Below are 16,889 nucleotides of genomic sequence, written 5' to 3' on the forward strand. Positions count from 1 at the left end.
TTTCCATCAAACGACGCGAGCTGTGATCAGCCCTACGCCAGCAATAACCAGGGCGATGCCGACTCCCGTGGTCCAGTGGAAGGACTCACGGAAAAACAGCAGGGAAAACAGGGCGACCGTCGCAATAGCCCCAGCCGTCAGGACCGGGTGTGCCACGTTCAGCGGCAAACGGGCCAATGCTGCGGCATAGAGCAGGAACGCAGCACCATACAGGACCAGCCCGACCCAGAACGGCCAGTTGCTGAGTGCCGCCATCGGGTCGCTCAAGGAAGGGAATTTGCGCGGGGGCATCATCGCCATCTTCACCAGGACGCTGGCGGAGGCGTTCGACAGGATACCCAGGATCAAGATGATCCATTTGATGCTCATGCCGTCACCTCGTCGCAGGTGCGGTAATGCTGGCGAGCAACCTGCAGCGCACGCTCGATCGATTGCGCATGGGGTTCGGTCTTGGTCGCCACCATCTCAATGGTGACCACATGCTCGGGCAAGTAGTGGGCCACGGCACGTGCCATTTTTTCATGGTCAGTACCGCCGTCACCCAGCGGGAGCAGGTCCGGTTCACTGGCGTGGATATGCCCGATCAACTCGGCACAGTCCTCAAGCACAGTAAATGGGTCTTCACCGTTGATCGCCAACGCGCCGGTATCCAGTTGCATGCGGATAGCCGGGTGATCAATGGCCCGTACCACCACTGCGGTTTCAGCACTGGTGGTCATGAAGTTCGCCCCGTAACAGGTGGGGTTGGGCTCCAGGCAGATCGTGACACCACACGCCTGGGCGATATCGCCCAGTTTCCGGAAGAACAATACAGCAGCGTCCAGCGCCTGTTGATCAGTCAAACCACTGCGATCACGGTTCTTTGGCGAGCCAAACACAATCCGTGCTGCACCCAGGCCTGCGCCAATGCGGCACACGCCCGCCAGGTGTTGCAGCAAGGCCGCCTGACTTTGCTCGGAGCCGAATACATTCAGGCCCGTGGTGCCGAACAGCAGTGCCTGCATGCCGGTCAACGCAATCCCACGCTGCGCCCACCAATCCTTGACCTGCGCAATCTCTGCGTCCGTGGCCTTGGCAGGCTCCGGGAAGTATTTGCCCGGTGCAATATCAATCGCATCCACGGCAAAACGCGCAAGCAGTTCAGCGATGACTTCGTCCTCGGTGGTCTCCCACGCGATATTGGAAATCGCCAGCCTCATGCCTGTGCTCCCGATGCGGCCTTAAGCGGCTCCGATTGCGCATAGGCCCGTACGGCCTGCACGGTTTCACGAGCACTGTACTGATAGCGCCCAGTGCCACCAAATAGCTGCGCATGCTTGGTCTGCATGTCATAGGTAGCAGCAGCATTGGCCAGGGTATTGGTGAAAGGCTTGCCAAAGCCCTTCTGCGAAATGTCGGCGACACTCACTGCCTGAGCAGTCAGGTGGACCAGCTTGAGCCCCGCATCGAGTGCGGTCTGAATGTCATACCACAGGTTGATCATCGGGTAGAACTGGAACACGCCCCGGCTATCGATCGCCTGCAGGTTGTTGTCATTGAGGAAGTCAAAAATCACGTTCTTACGCAATCCAGGCCCGACGAGCCCCGGCAGGCGAACGATCAAGTGATTCGGAAAATGACTTTCAACGAAGGTTTCCAGCAGCCGACGGTGCAGGCCGTAAGCATGTAGGCCGGACTCATCGACGGGAGTGTCTTCATCGACGCCGATGGGGCTCTTGAACACGTCCACCGTACTGATCAGCACGAAGGTCTTGCATTGGATGGTTTTCAGGTGGGCGATCAGTGCTTCGATCTTCTCGCGGTCGGCCTCAGGCTCGCGGTTGGCAATCCATTTTTGCGCCGGGGCGCCGGCGCAGACCACAAGCTCAAAGGATTTTCCTTCTATCTCACCGATGTTGGTGGACCGGTACAAGTCCTCGAATGAAGCCTGTTTAAGAAGCGTGCCCCCGACAAACCCGGAGAAACCAATAAGCGAATTCATCTTTTTCCGCTCCAAACCTGAAGTTTTATTAACCTTGATGGGAAAAACTCTCGGTATCGAGTTTTTCAAGCACATCGTAAATGTTGTCTATCTTGCCACCCAGCACGGAGAAGCAACCTGGCAACTCGGCATGCTTCTCGAAAAGAATCGGGCGTCCATCATCCCCTTCGTTCTTCACCAGGATGGTCTTGACCTCGAACAGCGAATCCTTGTGTTGGGCCTTGAGCACTTCAGGGATATACCGGCCGACGTCCCTGACCATCCGATCGACCCGTGTATCGCGCTCATATAGCCGCAGCTTCTCATAGGGATCGAGGCCTTTTTCATCGTTCCAGTGCAAATGCGGCGTATAGCGTACATGGGACAAGGTATGCAGCCCACGGGCCGGGAACGGCATCAGTGAAAAGAACGGCCCATCCATCACCGTGACCCCCAACCCTTCGAGGGATTCGGGCATCTGCATCAAGGCCATTTCCGTGATCTCTTGCTTGAGGCCGGTACTGACCCCCGCGAAATCACCTGCAAACTGATTGAGGCCACTGTACGTACAGTTGAAGACGTACCGACAAGTCGTCAGCGCTTCCTCGCCCAGGGAGGTTTGGGTGACCACTTGCAAAGGCGCCTCGGTGCCCCTGGAAATCGAAGTGACTCGTGTCCGGTAGCGGATCTGCACACCGCTTTCTGCCAGCTCGCGAGCTGCCCAGGCTGCCAGGCGAGTAGTGTCGAACGCATATTCTTCGACCAGGAATACTTCTTCGATCAAGCGTGGTTCGAACAAGTCGCGCAGCGCTGGATCGGCAGGTTTCAGGTCCGCACCGATGTCCCGGCAAAAACGCTCGAACTGCTTGGCCGTGACCTTGGAGTTGCGCCGGGCAATGGCATACAGCTTGGTAAAGTCCTGCTTGACCACCTGTGGCCAGTCCTGGACAAACTTGGGCAAGTTGACCCGGCTGCGATAGGCCGTGGTGAAGCTGCGCGGGTAGTGGTAGCCGTTATGCACACGCGCCTGGTTGTTGTAACTGGCGCGCATCATCAGTGCCGGCTCGCGCTCTATCAACAGGATCCGTTTGAAGCCCCGTTGCTTGGCCAGGTAAACCGCAATGGCTGCACCGTAAAACCCCCCACCGATGATGACGGCATCCTGCTCAGGCTGGCTGGCTTGGGCGCTCGACATCAGGAAACTCGTTCGGAGGGCTGAGCCTTGGGCACGACCGAACCCGACGCTACCTCTTCAATGTTCAGCTTCTCGCGCCGGGTCATGCGTGCACTGGTGAACTCCTGGCCTACATGGTAGAGCGGCCCTTCATTCGACAGGCTGGCCATATTGAGGATGTACTCACCCAGTACCAGCAACACCAGTGAGATCAGGAAAAACATGCCCGACTGTTGCAACGAGAAACTGATCCAGCCAGGTGCTACATCAGCCTTGAAGATACCCACCGAGATCACATAGACGCAGTACACCAGGTTGGCAACCGCACCAAACAGCGAAAGGTAGGTCACCAGACGCATGGGCGCTCGCGTGGTGGAAACCAGCAAACGCACGCCGCGATCAATACTGTCGCCCAGGCGCTTGGGGCTGGAAGCCTGGGGCACGGCGCTGTACTTGAGATAGGCCCGGGCAAAACCACCGGTGGCCGGCAGGTGGCGGTACGTCATCGAAGGCTGGGGGTGTTGCAGGATGAAGTTGATTACGCGCTTGCTCAGGATGCGGTACTGAGGTGCTTCCTTGGCGAGATGGACCCCGTTGAAGCGGTTGTACATGCTGTGGAACACCGCATTCGCCCAACGATAAGCCAGGCTCTGGGTGCTCTTTTGTTCGTTGTGGGCAAAGACGACATCGGCGCCGCTCACCGCTTGATCAAGCATCTGTGGAACGAAGTTGATGTCGTCCACCAGCGGGTCGATGACCGCAACATAGTCACCCAAGGCATTTTCCAGACCGACCCAGGATGCGGTGTCGGTGTCCACTTCCTTGGTCAATGCATAGACCTGCAAGTTGGCTAGGCCTTTCTCGCTCGTCAGGCCCTTCAAGACCATGACACTGTCATCATCGGACGCGTTATCAACAACGATCAGCTCATAGTCACTGACTGTTTTCGCAATGACTTCGGCAGCTTCGGACAGTATTTTTTCTATTTTATCGCCCTGATTACGAACGACAAAAACGACAGATAAAAAACAGGGAAAATAAGCCATCACCAACTCTCGCAAAAATTAATTAAAAGACTGGATGAGTCGTTTATCCGAGATCGCCATAGATAGCCGGAATGCCTCACACCACTGACCGAGAGTTTCAGAACCGCAGGGTCATCACTGCCGAGAAGGGGTAGCCATTGCCAAACGTTCAAATCGCTCTTCCTTGAAGCAGTTGGCTCAAAGCACGCCCGAAACAGCGGCCAAGCCAGAAAAACCGGGGGCGCGGCAAAATAGACAAACGCTATCGAACCTGGTGCCAGCCCAAAGTTGCGCAGGATCATAACACAAAAAAAGGCGCCCCAACGACGCCGAAATGGCGTTATGCCAGCCTTGAGACCGGGATAACAAACACCTTGATCCGTCTAATAAATCATCGTTTCAAAAGAGTTAATTAATTAAAAATCTTATTCATTTCTATTGTTCAAGTCGGTCAATAGTATTCTGTCAGGCTAGGCTGCAAGTAGTTAATCTCAGATCAAGTACTAGGACTTATCGGGATGACCAGCGCAAATAAAATATCCGGCTAAGGCATAGATCAATTCATCGAGACTTTTGGAGGACTTGAAGTTTATCCTATGAATTTAGAGAGTTAAAACTGTTGCACCCAGTAATGATACGACATCCACGTACATTTCCTCTGGGTCGGACCCAGGGCCAGAAGGAGCAGCGCTGTCGGCTTCATAGAGTGCTTGGCTGGGGCAGGGTTCGGCATTACCCGCGTTATGCCTTAACATGGTCGGTTGCCCAAAGAGCCGTCATGGCCAAAGCCATGACGGGCTTCCATCCTTTACAAGTAAGTGTGATGAAGATGAACAAGCCTTTCATTTCGCTGTGCCCTGAAATTACTCGGGCGCACGCGCTGACGCTGATGGATTGGTTGGAGGATGAACGCGTCACCTGCTATCTGAGCGATTCGCGTCATGTCGCCCGCTCCATCGAGCAAGCCATCGATCGGACTCAATCGCCGATCCTGACCCATCTATTCAACCAGGGCGGCCGATTCTTCATGGCCTATGACCGGCATGACGCCCCGGTGGGCTTTGTCCGTCTGATCAAGACCGGCTCAGATTGCGAGATAGTCCTGGTCATCGGAGACAGCGATAAATGGGGCCAGAACCTTGGCGCCCGCACGATCCGCGAAGGCATGAAACTGGCCTTCCTCGACATGCGGGCCAAGAAGCTCATCGCCAAGGTCCACCCGGACAACGCGCGCTCGCTGAACGCCTTTCTGCGCAGCGGCTTTCTGCTTGAAGGCGAAACGCCGACATTGAAGTCATTTTCCATGACGGCGGGGCGCTATCTCCAGTTCTTGCGCGAAGGTGCCGCTGGCGACGCCACCAGGATCTACATTACTGAAATCGACAAGGCCAGGCTCGAAAGCCTAATCGCGCTCGAGCAAGGCCCGGCCGTTGTTGAACTTGAACATGAGCTTGAACGAGCCATTGTCGTCAAGCCGCAGCAGGTGGCGTGCAATGTCGTCACGATGAACTCTAGGGCCTTGCTGCAACTGGACGAAGAAGAGATCGAAGTGGCCTTGGTCTACCCTGAAGACGCGGACAGCACCGCAGGGAAGCATTCCGTGTATTCCGACATCGGCGCCGCCATCCTGGGCTATCAGGAGGGGGACGCCATCGACTGGCGAATTTCTGATCGGACCCGCCGGATTGAAATCAGGAAAGTGCTTTACCAGCCGGAGGCGGCGGGCCACTTCCACCTGTAATTGCGCCTTTTGCTAGAGAGGGACGTCGTTTGGAGCCCCGAGGGGCCCCAAACGGGACCGTTTTTAATCCTGAAGACCGTACCCTCGGTCTGGACGTCGATCAACGACGATGGTTGGAAGCAAGCCTTCAGCCGGGCGCTCCAGGCTGCTGGATACGAAATTGATTGGAATAAGGTAATGCGCAGCTAGGCAGGCTGGGCTACAGCACGGCATCGCGCAGCAGACAGCATTGAAATGACCGGAGGGGCTCCCTCTTTATAAGCCATTTCCCTTCAAATCACTCTTACGACTCCGGTAAATCTTCTCTGCCAACTCAATGAATGCTTGAGCTGCAGCAGTAGTCTCGCTGCAATCCAGCACCGCGATTCCGACTTGGCGCCTGACTGCCGGATCGAGTGTCCTAACCACATAAAGCTTCTCGCTATCGTCGGGCAACGAAGACTCAGCCACAATCGTTACCCCATCTCCGCGAGCCACCGCGGCCAAGGTACTCATTAACTGAGAGGTCTTGTAGCGAATACGCGGCTTCAATTTGACAGCAGCAAAGAGCTGCGAGACCAGTTCGGATGAGCCAGCCTCGGTTAGTACAAACGGATCAGAACACAAGTCCCCCAATGTCACTCTTTCGTTTGAAGCGAGAGGGTGCGCAATCGGTAGCACGGCAACCATTTGGTCCTCGAGTAAAGGCCAGGTGTCAAACTGGGCTTCAGGTAAGGTGACAAACCCTACGTCCACCTCCCTGTCTAACAACCATTCCATCACTTGGCGATCAGGCCCCTCGCTCACATGAACTTCAATATTGGGGTAAAGGCGGCGGTAGTCTGTAAGAATCCGCGGCAACAAAAGCTGGGATGAGGTTGGGCCAAATGAACCAATTCGCAGGGTGCCAAGTTTCATGCTGCGGGCATCGCTGGCATCCTGTCTAATTGCATCCGCCAGACCAAGCATAGGTTGCACACGCAGAAGGATTCGCGCCCCTATGTCTGTCAGTTCAATCTGGCCTTGATGCCGAAGTAGCAGTTCGACACCCAACTCTTGCTCCAGAGCCCTTATTGCATGAGAAACCGCAGATTGGGATATTTTCAGTTGAGCGGCTGCGAGGGTGAAGCCACGCCGCTCTGCGACAGCGACAAAAATTTCCAATTGGGTCAGCGTCATTTTTCATCCATGAGTAATCGCTCATTTTCATATGACCATGATTTTGCGTAAGCATAGATGAAACAGGCATAACGAGATAGGCCAGCCCTTTTCGCCAACTTATATCCAAGGATTGTTTTATGGTCGCCCAATGGAAGACTGATGGGATTTCGGCACTGTGGCCTGAAATCAACGGCCCATTCCTGTCCCTGCGAGGTATACCCGAGCATCTGATGCCAGTCACCGAGACTCAGGAACTGTACAAAGACCTTCTATTAGGATTCGATGCAATCACGAGTTGCGAGATGAAAGAACTTTACAAGTTCAAACTGTTTCTCAATCGGATGCATCAACGATCGAACTTACCCCCGGAGTTGTTACTGATCCATAAGGCATTTATAGCTTGGGTAAACTTTGAATATGAGCGAGCACGTACACTCTTTACGCAACACCTGAAAGCGTACCCCTCCGACATCATCACAATTTTTTTTGTGCACATGCTCGACTTCTGTACTGGTAAGACGCCTAGATTAACGGCAGAATTTTCGTTTTGCGAACCACACATACCGCACACTCATGCCTTGTACTCCTACTACCTGGCAATAAAATCTTTTGTTTTGTGTGAAGACCAGTGCTTCCAAGAAGCCCTTGAACTGGGCCTTGAGGCGGTTAGGCTGATTCCCCATAACATCTACGGCATCCATGCTACTGCGCACGCATTGCATGAGATGGGCCGCTGGCAGGAACTTTCGAGTTTCCTGATCGACTGCAAGCCTGACTGGATCGAAAATAGCGGCATGCGCATGCACGTCTATTGGCACATGGCTATAGCCCACGAGCGATGCAACGAGGTCGAGCAGGCGCTCCAAGCGTTCGAGGAACTGTATGAATTAAAGGACAGCCCCTTCGCGAAGCAGGATCTGGATGCGGTGGGTTTTCTCTGGCGCCTGCGTTTGAAAGCCACAGACAGCAAGTTCAACGCAATCTGGGAACGTCTCGCTCTTTTGTGGACCGGCAGCGTCTCTGGATCAACCTCTTACTTTCACAAAATCCATGCTGCGCTTGCCTTTTCTGCGACCAGTCAGACTCTCCTCATCGAGAAGCAAATCGCCGAAAGCGACGGCTTCGGCATCGAGCCCGAAGCGCACCGAGCAGGCTTAGACGTGCTCAAAGGCATTCTACTGTTCACCTTGAAGCGTTATCACGAAAGCCTGGCGCTCTTGCGTACCAGCCGAGACCAGTGGCCGTTGTTAGGAGGGAGCCGTGCCCAACGCGAAGTCCTTGATCTGACTCTCGAATACATAGAGCTCAAGACCCGACCGATCGTTGAAGAGAGGGCACCTGCATGACCAGCCATTCTCATCCACTGGTCCTTACTCCAGACAGCCTTACCTATCTTAAGCTTTCTCTGGTAGCAATGATCTGGGGAGGTACCTTTGTCGCTGGTCGGTATCTATCCGCAGACACACCCGCGCTATTAGCCGCCAGTGTCAGGTTTATATTCGCCGGAATCACACTTGGACTGTTCCTAGGTTTCTTTTTAAAAAAGAGCTTTGTCCGGCTTGATCGGTCGCAACTAGTCAAGATCGTAGGATTGGGATTTTGCGGAATTTATACTTATAACCTCTGTTTTTTTTATGGTCTACATTACACAGCCGCCTCCCGCGCGTCATTGATCGTAGCCCTGAATCCCGCCGTTATGGCTCTTTTCTCTTATGTGTTTTTCCGAGAAAAAATGTCTGCAATGAAAACCGCAGGCATTTTTCTTTGCCTGATAGGGGCGGCTGTCGTGATTCTCAATAAGTCGTCAGGCACATTAATCGTGGATAAAAACGACTGGCGCGGAGACCTTTTGATCTTTGGTTGCGTACTCAGTTGGGTCGCCTTCAGCGTGTTCGGTAAGTCGGTAGTCAAAGAAATCGGCGCCCTACATACGGTGACCTACTCCATCTTCGCGGGGGCCGCGATGCTGACGGCGACCGCTATCGTCACGGGTCAGTTCAATCAGGAATCACTGCGAGCTCTAACGCTTGCCGACTTTTCCAGCTTGCTGTATCTGGGTGCCATAGGCTCGGCGCTGGCATACATCTGGTATTACAAGGGTATCGAGCAGATCGGCGCAACACGTGCCGGAGTGTTCATCGCGCTCAATCCGCTGACGGCGGTGTTACTGGGTGCTCTTTTGTTGGATGAGCAGCTCAGCGCTCCCACATTTATGGGGGGCGCACTGATTATAGTGGGCATCATGATCTGCAATAGGCCAGCCCGCCCTCAATATAACTGCGAGATGAAGAACGTACGTACGCCATAACAACCTGAGTAAGTTATTTACCGTTTTAATTATCGAAACAGCCAGAGGCTCATCAACTAAACGACATTTAGATCATCTACTTTTCGGACCGATCTACCTTTTCTACGCAGACTATCCAGCAAACCTGCGAAGCTCCCATGCACAGTAGCTATGACGCCTATAATATCTAGGCTGTACATAACGAAATGACGATAATCCGTGTTTGTATCTGAAATTTTCTAGACTAATCAAGTACTCAATAGATCGCGTTTAGTTTTTCTTCAGAAATCTGCTTACGACTTGCCAATCTCCGCGATTTTTTTTGTAAATCTGAATCTGGAAGGTGAGCCGCAAAGTGCAGCACTCGGCACAAAAGGAGCGGGAGAGAAGATCGTCGCTTGGAGCCCACGGAGGCTCCAAGCGAAACAGACTTTAATGTTTACGATCACCCTGGTTGCCAACAACATAGTTTGACACAGCCCTTCTCGTAAATCGGGGCCTGTAGGATGACCCGGGATCCACACAACAGCAACATAGACTGACACAGACGGGTCGCACTTCAAATACGGGGCCCGATTGGTAACAACATAGATTGACACAACAGCGAGCGTTCATTCAGGCACGAAATATTATGTGAGCGCGACCGGTCACTCACCTGTGCGGAAATAGTCTTTTTTCAACACAGGCTCAGTGCGATGTCTAAATCCGTGCGCAACCTTCGACCGGTCCCCATCAGCACATAAACTGTGTTTTTTGTTCGAAATAAGCAGCCATGGGTGAAGGAAACACCCAGCGTTGTTCGGACCCAACCACCAGGCGGGAAGCGGCCTTTACTGTCTTGGATAACGGTCAAAGCGTAAACGAGAGCAGGTATTAGCTGTCTATCCGTAATGGCTTTTCGCTGACGTGTTGTAATGTCGAGATCCAATATTGCCCAATCAGCAACAAGACAATAGGCACGGGAAGGAAAATGCAGACTGGCGAGGGCCACAGCATCTGAGGTGGTAAGTTGGCACCCGTCTATTTTCTCACCCGCAGAAAGCACTGAGACAAAATCTGCCAGGTTCATTTGTACCTCCGGCCGATCAAAAAAAACTGATTCGAACGAGAAGCATCATTCAGCTTAGCTCCCAGCGACACACGAGGTTCCTATGCCGACCACTGGGCCATTTTACAGCTGGTCCGCCTTCTCCCCTCATCCCACTGAACGGGATGATTTCTATCTAGCTGTCACCAGATAAAGTGGTTTACGCCAGTACCCGGCTATGCCATTGCCGTGCTTGAACCTTACCTCGCGGTAGGTTCCGATGTGGGTGAAACCTAGTGCTTCATGGATGCCCGTGCATGCCGTATTCGGCAAGGCGACGCGGGCATAGGCGCATGAAATCCATGTTACTCAAGGAGCGGTAGAAGCCGTTTGGCTGCGACTGAATCAAAATGACATGCCCTCAGACACTTGAATCAGCATTTCTTCGACTAGATGTGTGCCAAAGGTTGTAGTGGCCACCGCCGATGGGCTTTCTCCTAAAAAACGGGCTTTGGGTTTGGAAAGCCATTGTTTGGCCTTCCCTTTGTCACCGAAGATCACCTCGGCCATGGCGCTAATATGTGCAAACCGGAACAGGCGATCGCTCTCATGCAACGTTAAAAGCTGATTGGCTGACAGTTTTGTTTTAAGCGTTTTGGGTTGAATGATTCTGTCGCGTTCTTCGTCGCTGAGGGTTCCATCATCACAAAGCATTTTTATCAGGCTGACCGAGAAGCCAGCTACTATCATGTCGTGAATGTCCAGATCCGAAGCATTGACAGAGATATGAAGAAGCGTCTCCAGACGCATGCGGTAAGCATGATAGACATCCTGACTCAGGACGCCAGCAAACATGGGCCGCACTGATATTGTGTTGTGCACGGGCGTCAGCACTAATGTGCCATTCGCTACCGTTAGCTCCAGGTCGTCCCCAACACCTAACCCCATTTGGTCAAGCAACTCTTGAGGCAGATCAATGATGATGTCGCCAGTTCCGTCCTCAGTTTTCTGGGATTTTACTATCCAACGCTCAGTTTCATTCATGATCGTCCGGCCCTCATCCGCCATCAGAGAATGACACACATCATTATGGTTGGGCCCAAAGCTGACCAAAGGAACGCGCAATCCGCTGGTAGACAGGCACTGCCGCTGCTCGAACGCCGGGTAGCGAGTGAAACAGCAAAAATGGGGCAATGGCTATACCTGCCTTTCCACCTTCACATGGCTAAGAGCCTGAGCGTGATCAGTTAACTACACGAAAGGATATGACATGCACCCTGATGAGCTTTATGTTTCCGTCGACGTCGAGACTTCTGGGCCTATACCAGGCGAATACAGTCTGCTTTCCATTGGAGCTTGTCTTGTAGCCCAACCTGAAACGTCCATCTATCTTGAACTACAGCCTGACAGTCCGAAACACGACCCCGAAGCGCTGGCAGTATCGGGGCTGAGTCTGGAGAAGCTGGAGCGCGAGAGTCTCACTCCGCAACAGGCGATGCTGACATTTGATCAGTGGCTGAGATCGTCCTGCCAAACGGGGCAAAAGGTCATTTTCGTAGGACTCAATGCACCGTTTGACTGGTCATTCGTCAATTATTACTTCCACAAATACCTGGAAACCAACCCCTTTGGTTTTACCGCTATCGACATGAAGGCCTACTTTATGGGCGCTGTAGGTTGCAGCTGGAAGGAAACAAAATCATCCAAAATGACCGCTGCGCTGAAGCCACTCAGCGAACCGAACCATAACGCATTGGATGATGCCCGCTTTCAGGCAGAGCTCTTCGCCCTAATGCTAGCGGGTAACTATAAACGCTGACCTGCCTTCCACCGCACTGACTTGAAGTTCATCTGACCCAGGTTGCCTCAACATATCTGCCGTCCCTGAACGACCACGCCTTGATACCTTCTGGTTTTTCGGACTTGCCTACAATAATGGCTATTGGGTGCGGCAGATCCTGCGTGTAACGTGCAGCAAATTTGGAGAAACTACCGATGTCTGCCGGAGAGATCACCGGAACGGATTGGGGATGCGTATGCCAATAGCCCACCAGACGTAACCCTTGTTCGTTGGCAGCCTGGATCTCCTGACGGCACCGCGCCGCATCCAACTCTAGCCAAGACCAGCCTGACCGATCCGCGCGATGAGGCAACGTGGCCAAGGCCAGCAGCAAACCTTTCGGATCAACAGGGTTGACGAATAACTGTCCACCTCGCTCCACGCCAAAAAGGCCCTGCCGATGACTATCCAAGATGTCCGCGACAGCCTGGGACACCAATAGCTCGGAGTCCACCTCCGGCCATCGCCAGCGCCATGCGATATCCGTCATACCATTTCGTCCTTATCTTCCGGCCATCCGCGTTCGAGTAAGATTTGCTGCGTCCCCTCTGGCAGTTTGGGCCCATGGTATTGGCCTCCTAGGCTCAGCACATCTTCAGGCCTGTAAATGCTGCTGACCCAAGATGCAGTGGCGATCTTGCCGGTCAATGCGCGTAAGGCCGTGTGCGACACCATAGAGGCGATATTGGTCATTCCCAGCGAGCCGCCTGGGATAAAGCTCTCGCCACACGCGGGCAGTGGAACAACACCGCCTCCCGGCCACTCTGTAAATCTATGCAAAAAATCGCCGACGTCCGTGAACAACTGACGGCCATCAAAGGTGCCGGCTGGTGCGAATAGAGCATGGCCTACCTGGGTATACGGTTCGCTCCAGGCTTGTAAAAGCCCCCAAGGAGCGCCGCTGGATTTGGCTCGCCATACAGTGACCTCCGACTGCCAGTCTGCTGTCGTGATCACCACCAGATCTGCGTTATCGAACACTTCTGGTTTGCTACTCATCACTACTTCGGCAAAAGTCGAATAAGCGGTGCATTCTGTCGTCGGAAGATCTAACAGAATCTTGTCCCTCAACGCTGAGGCTTTCAGCCTCCCTAGGCTATCCGCTCCCAGAACGTGCCTCCCCAGATTGGCTGACACCAAAGTGTCAGGATCGATGAGGGTAAGGTGGCCGACACCGGATCGTGCCAATTGTATTGCCACCGTACTGCCTAATGAGCCAACGCCAACACAAACGACTCGAGCATTTTCAAGGTGCTGTGCAGTGCCGCTTATATCGCGGGACAGGATGGACGCTCGATCAAGCACATCCAGGGCAGTTGCTCGGACGAGCGCCGGAGGATGAGCATTTGCGATAGCTGGCCGCCGGCGAGCTGTACGCAAGCCAAACTTTGCCCCCCGCTCCTGCTGTACACCGAGCGAACGCACATTGAGACAATATGTTGGAGCATCTGCGCCTCCTGGAAGCTCCAGAACAATCCATCGACTCGCCAACGTTCCATGCAGCTCAAACCATGCCAGCAATTGCTCGGCATCGTCTGGTTGAAGGTGTGGCTTTAGCCACAGCAATAAATCTTCTGGATCCGGGGTGCGGATATCCGGATAAGTCTGAAGCTTGACGTAAAAACCGGGAGTTTCGGCCGCACGAATGACAGCAGAGCGCCCGACGACCCGTCGGTAATGCCCTTTGAGTGCAGCTACATTCGATGCTAACCAAACCGTTTCCTGACCGGATGGCACAGCTCGGCGCGGATCGCTGAGCGCAAACAACTGCGAGGCAGCCTGAGGTCGATCCAACAGTAAGAGGTTCTGGAATGACTGCCCGTGCTGAAACGACCAGTAGGTAGTGATCTCATTCTGAAATTCGATATCGCGTGTTGCCTGGTTTGATCCCATCTTGGACAACGAAACGATCTGGGCCAAGCGAGCAAGGCTGTCCTCTACCACGACCTCCGGGGAGCCCATGATGGGGCGTTCCTGAAAGCCATGAAGGCAAAGCCCCGACTTAGTGGCATGCGGCCAAACCAGCCATGGAGAGGGTTCGACGTTCAGCCGCAAGAGCCCGCGGGGAAAGTTGGAGGGGAAACCTATACGCAGTCGCCGCTCCTGCCCCGTGTAATCGATGGGCAAGGGGAAGTGAAAGCACGCCGCTTCGTCAGCCCGCATGGGTGCGGGCTGGAGCAATGCATCGGCAGCATCCTGACCTAGGGTGTTACGCAGTGCGGCGATTCCGCGCTGCAATGGTGTCTTAATAGGATCAGCCAAGGCGTCCAACTGGCTTTACGCTCGACTGAGAGGTTCCGCCACCGCTGGCCCCTCCGAAGAGCGAACCCATCGAAGCAGAGTTTCGAGTAGTGCCATCCGGTCGACCGGGCATCGTCCAATTCGCAGGGATTTCATTGTTCACTGCCGTGATGAACGCCGGCGCAATACCGAAGTTCTTTTTCACTGCCTCGGCAAAGGAGTCATTGGATTCAAAACTTTCCAAACCTAATGACACAGATGCACTGGCGTCCGCATGCCACTTGGCGAATGCCTGACGGTAGCCTTGCCCCTCGCCCGGTCGATTCCACTTCTCTGCAAAGTTTTCGCCGTTATCGGCAGGGTTGCAGACATAGCAGTCGCTACCTCTATGCGCGATGTGCTGCGGCATTCTGCGAACGATTTCCAAAATTGCATCGAGCGGTGCCAGAGGCTTCGACTGCGACTCCTTTACGACATCCAGGTATGCGTGCGTGGCTAGAGTGGTGATGACCGCAGATATTGGGCGAGTATCAGCGCTCCTTGTCTTGATGGCCCATTCATCGCGATGCCGCTTGAGCAGCTTAATGGTCGCACGCAGGGGATCTTGATCGATGTAATCCTGATAATGCGGCAAAGGATCTTGGGTCGCGGCATCAAGCATCCGCTGGCTTTTGGCAACCACTAAGCTTTCCAGAGAGATTTCCTGGGCGGAAGCGACCTGCAACCAATTCGAGTAAGGAATAGGGCTGCTCGCTTTCCATCCTGTGACTCGATCCGGAACCTCAAGCTTACCCTCGCCGTTTGCTTCGCCATTTCCGTTGATCGCCCGGGCAGGTGTGACATCGATGTGGAAACCTGGATTTTCGTCTGCATAAACGATTCGAATACCACGACGTAGTTGCTTAACTTCTTCCTGAACGCGGGAGCCTTCCCTAAAACGCTGCTCAATCGCCTCTAGAACTTCCTTCGCACCAGCGCCTTGAGCGTGAGGGAGCCAGATAATCGCGTCCGCATCAATGGTGTCCAGATCCGCAGGCGCGCCGGGAATTGGCTTAATGGTCGTTTTCAGCCGCATTGAGCCCTGAACGAAAATATGAGCCTCAGCGAGCAACGGATTGTCGGAAGCCGAGAGGATTTTTTCCAGTTGGGAGTAGCGGTCATTGATTTTTTCGTACTGCGCTTCCGACAGCGAGATCTCCCGCGCGGCGCGAAGCAGAAAATATTCCCAACTGCTGCGCTTGGTCTGTTCGTTGCTCAAAAGCATTACATAGCCTCCTGGGCCACGGGACCCAATTGCAGTGTTTGCGTAAACCGATCTTGGTTTTCTTTGTCCCGATCGAAGATCAGGTATGTATGTTGATGCTGTGTTGTGAGCAACGCGCCAAACTCGATGGCCAATGCCGCAGGAATGGCGGCGAAGACGTGGATGGGGTCAGGAGTCAGAGCCTCAAGCTGACTCAGTCGTATTTGAAGTGCGTCGCGAAAAGCATGAATCACCCGACGGTTCTGTACCATCGCGTAGCTTGGTTCTGGGATCGACAGCTCTGCAATACGTGCACCGGGTAGAGCGTCGGTCACGTCGCGTACTGGAACTTGCGCAGAAATGGAGAGCACCAACGCCAGTGGGCCATCGCCGTTGGGTGGAGGCGTAAACAGAAAACTAGGCGGCTCAGCAGACTGATCGGGCCAGCGCAAAAGATGCTCGCGATGAAAAGAGAAGATCAAGCGTTTGGAACGGTCGCCGATACTCTGGCCCAACATCATCAAGGCCGGAATGTCGGCCAAGCCGACTACTGCTAGCGCGGGCGAATCGCCATAAGTGCCGCCGCGACGCTTGAGTTGCTGCTCCAGCTCATACTGGACGCTGTCTTTGACGTTCTGCCAATAGGTAGTGTCCCTGCCACGTGGTCCGGGCGCAGCGAAGGCGATTTTGATGCCTTGATCGAAGGCGGTTAATCCCTCGGCGGACATCGCAGTCAACAGATCGCGAACGGGGATATCGTTGATCGTCTGAAAGTGCTGACTCTGGACGATGAGAGGAATGGCTCTGCCACCATCGGGGGTCGTTGCGGCGAGTCGGATGCGTTCAAGGTACGCTTGGTGCAAACCGCTCAAATCATTTTCAGGGTAGCCATCTGCGTCACGATCAATTTTGTCATGACAGCCTGGGCACAGGAGCATCAGGTTAGCAGTATCGTTAGTGTGCGCCTCAGCATCATGATCCGCGCGTCCCCGAGGCCCCTTGGGACTGGCGGGTAAGATATGCGCCACTTCGCCCCATTTCATTGGCTTGCCGGCACGATAGTCGAACGTTAGATCCGTACCGCACAGTTCACAATGACCAGCGGTCTGTGTCCATACGATCCGCTTCGTCTCATCATTCGTGTTAAAGCGCCCGCTCGCGGGCTTAGCGTCTTCTTTTTCTGCCATTTCGACCGACCCCCGAAAAACATC

General features: G+C 54.0%; 16 protein-coding genes and 1 pseudogene. 4 read left to right on the plus strand and 13 right to left on the minus strand.

Going from position 1 to position 16,889, the window contains the following annotated elements:
* Positions 1-6: 6 nt before the first annotated feature.
* From HBR94_RS24085 to HBR94_RS24105, 5 genes are read right to left on the minus strand one after another with little or no spacing between them, the layout of a single operon-like run.
* Positions 7-363 (minus strand): SMR family transporter, encoded by a 357-nt coding sequence (locus HBR94_RS24085; protein WP_057440644.1) that lies wholly within the window; start codon positions 361-363, stop codon positions 7-9.
* A gap of 2 nt (positions 364-365) precedes the next feature.
* Positions 366-1,199 carry a sugar phosphate isomerase/epimerase family protein gene (locus HBR94_RS24090; RefSeq protein WP_057440594.1) on the minus strand — a complete coding sequence of 278 codons (834 nt, stop codon included), beginning with the start codon at positions 1,197-1,199 and terminating at the stop codon, positions 366-368.
* Positions 1,196-1,981, minus strand: a complete 786-nt coding sequence (locus HBR94_RS24095) for an NAD(P)-dependent oxidoreductase (RefSeq protein ID WP_057440595.1) — start codon at positions 1,979-1,981, stop codon at positions 1,196-1,198. The genes HBR94_RS24090 and HBR94_RS24095 overlap by 4 nt, the downstream gene beginning before the upstream one ends.
* 28 nt (positions 1,982-2,009) lie before the next feature.
* Positions 2,010-3,155, minus strand: a complete 1,146-nt coding sequence (locus HBR94_RS24100; protein WP_057440596.1) for an FAD-dependent oxidoreductase — start codon at positions 3,153-3,155, stop codon at positions 2,010-2,012.
* A complete protein-coding gene (locus HBR94_RS24105; RefSeq protein ID WP_057440597.1) occupies positions 3,155-4,180 on the minus strand; it encodes a glycosyltransferase in 1,026 nt (341 codons plus the stop codon). Before HBR94_RS24105 ends, HBR94_RS24100 begins: the two co-directional genes overlap by 1 nt.
* 757 nt (positions 4,181-4,937) lie before the next feature.
* On the opposite strand from HBR94_RS24105, the gene HBR94_RS24110 reads away from it, so the two are divergent.
* The gene (locus HBR94_RS24110) at positions 4,938-5,900 is read left to right on the plus strand and encodes a bifunctional GNAT family N-acetyltransferase/nucleoside diphosphate kinase regulator (protein WP_170045666.1); all 963 of its coding nucleotides are present in this window, start codon (positions 4,938-4,940) and stop codon (positions 5,898-5,900) included.
* 255 nt (positions 5,901-6,155) lie between these two features.
* Here the strand turns inward: HBR94_RS24110 and HBR94_RS24115 are convergent, their stop codons facing one another.
* Positions 6,156-7,058, minus strand: coding sequence for a LysR family transcriptional regulator (locus HBR94_RS24115; protein WP_115129332.1), 903 nt, complete (start codon positions 7,056-7,058; stop codon positions 6,156-6,158).
* 119 nt (positions 7,059-7,177) lie between these two features.
* Here HBR94_RS24115 and HBR94_RS24120 point away from each other — a divergent pair, with 119 nt between their 5' ends.
* Positions 7,178-8,386 carry a tetratricopeptide repeat protein gene (locus tag HBR94_RS24120; protein ID WP_170045667.1) on the plus strand — a complete coding sequence of 403 codons (1,209 nt, stop codon included), beginning with the start codon at positions 7,178-7,180 and terminating at the stop codon, positions 8,384-8,386.
* Entirely contained in the window at positions 8,383-9,348 is a 966-nt protein-coding gene (locus tag HBR94_RS24125; protein ID WP_057440600.1) for an EamA family transporter, read from the plus strand. The genes HBR94_RS24120 and HBR94_RS24125 overlap by 4 nt, the downstream gene beginning before the upstream one ends.
* A 655-nt stretch (positions 9,349-10,003) precedes the next feature.
* On the opposite strand, the gene HBR94_RS24130 is transcribed toward HBR94_RS24125, so the two are convergent.
* The 3 genes and pseudogenes from HBR94_RS24130 to HBR94_RS24135 form a co-directional block, all read right to left on the minus strand.
* Complete coding sequence (locus HBR94_RS24130; protein WP_074321239.1) at positions 10,004-10,396, minus strand: hypothetical protein; 393 nt, start codon at positions 10,394-10,396, stop codon at positions 10,004-10,006.
* A gap of 150 nt (positions 10,397-10,546) precedes the next feature.
* Positions 10,547-10,740 (minus strand): annotated as a pseudogene (locus tag HBR94_RS28810) (N-acetyltransferase); the annotation flags it as partial.
* A gap of 19 nt (positions 10,741-10,759) precedes the next feature.
* A complete protein-coding gene (locus tag HBR94_RS24135) occupies positions 10,760-11,398 on the minus strand; it encodes an antitoxin Xre/MbcA/ParS toxin-binding domain-containing protein (protein WP_306533188.1) in 639 nt (212 codons plus the stop codon).
* A 226-nt stretch (positions 11,399-11,624) separates the two neighbouring features.
* On the opposite strand from HBR94_RS24135, the gene HBR94_RS24140 reads away from it, so the two are divergent.
* Positions 11,625-12,173, plus strand: a complete 549-nt coding sequence (locus HBR94_RS24140) for a 3'-5' exonuclease (RefSeq protein ID WP_170045668.1) — start codon at positions 11,625-11,627, stop codon at positions 12,171-12,173.
* 28 nt (positions 12,174-12,201) lie between these two features.
* On the opposite strand, the gene HBR94_RS24145 is transcribed toward HBR94_RS24140, so the two are convergent.
* The 4 genes from HBR94_RS24145 to HBR94_RS24160 are packed head-to-tail and all read right to left on the minus strand — an operon-like array spanning position 12,202 to position 16,865.
* Positions 12,202-12,684 (minus strand): Mov34/MPN/PAD-1 family protein, encoded by a 483-nt coding sequence (locus tag HBR94_RS24145; protein ID WP_019334922.1) that lies wholly within the window; start codon positions 12,682-12,684, stop codon positions 12,202-12,204.
* Positions 12,681-14,465 (minus strand): ThiF family adenylyltransferase, encoded by a 1,785-nt coding sequence (locus HBR94_RS24150; RefSeq protein ID WP_019334921.1) that lies wholly within the window; start codon positions 14,463-14,465, stop codon positions 12,681-12,683. The genes HBR94_RS24145 and HBR94_RS24150 overlap by 4 nt, the downstream gene beginning before the upstream one ends.
* Positions 14,449-15,699, minus strand: coding sequence for a nucleotidyltransferase (locus tag HBR94_RS24155; RefSeq protein WP_019334920.1), 1,251 nt, complete (start codon positions 15,697-15,699; stop codon positions 14,449-14,451). The genes HBR94_RS24150 and HBR94_RS24155 overlap by 17 nt, the downstream gene beginning before the upstream one ends.
* A complete protein-coding gene (locus HBR94_RS24160) occupies positions 15,699-16,865 on the minus strand; it encodes an SAVED domain-containing protein (RefSeq protein ID WP_025992777.1) in 1,167 nt (388 codons plus the stop codon). Before HBR94_RS24160 ends, HBR94_RS24155 begins: the two co-directional genes overlap by 1 nt.
* Positions 16,866-16,889: the final 24 nt, after the last annotated feature.

It is taken from the genome of Pseudomonas sp. WS 5412, assembly GCF_012985615.1.
In the GTDB taxonomy this organism is placed as follows: Bacteria; Pseudomonadota; Gammaproteobacteria; order Pseudomonadales; family Pseudomonadaceae; genus Aquipseudomonas; species Aquipseudomonas shahriarae.